The 504-nt window shown below is 36.1% G+C and carries 1 pseudogene; it reads right to left on the bottom strand.

What is annotated here, in order from left to right:
* Positions 1-152: 152 nt before the first annotated feature.
* Positions 153-380, bottom strand: a pseudogene (locus tag NF418_RS10320) (IS110 family transposase); the annotation flags it as partial.
* Positions 381-504: the final 124 nt, after the last annotated feature.

The raw sequence follows: 504 nt of genomic DNA, 5'->3' as shown, positions 1-504 counted from the left end.
GGTATTTGACGAAAAATATTTTGAGTTCAATAGTCAAAATAAGGAAATTGTTTTCTTTTGGACTAAATTTTAGTGTAAAAAGTGCATACAAAACCAACACCTTATGTTGAAATTTTTTGATAAGGTGCTACAATGATAGTGCATAAACAGTTTTACCGATTTTGGGTAGAACGATAATCGTAAAGTTTGTTGTGCGTTATGAGGTAATACATTGTCCGAATGAGACGATGTATGGAGGCAATCGTGTGTGGCTTGGTTGAAGTCATTTGCGATTGCCTTTTTCGTTTCTCATAAAAGTCTGCTATATGGCAAGGATTGGTGTGACTAGCTGAAGCGATATTGTGAATGCATTTGAACAGAATCTTTCTAGCATAGGGATTGTAACCGCCCAATAACAAAGTATATTGAAAAGGCTCCAAAGTCCTATTGACTCTGGAACCTTTTTCTATTTACATGCTCTCTTAATTTTTTCCTTCCATGGCAAATAAGCCTCCAGCACCTCCT

The sequence above is a fragment of the Streptococcus suis genome, assembly GCF_024509555.1.
Classification (GTDB): Bacteria; Bacillota; Bacilli; order Lactobacillales; family Streptococcaceae; genus Streptococcus; species Streptococcus suis_AD.
The sequence above is the reverse complement of the archived record's forward strand: the minus strand, read 5'-3'. Positions and strand labels throughout refer to the sequence as shown.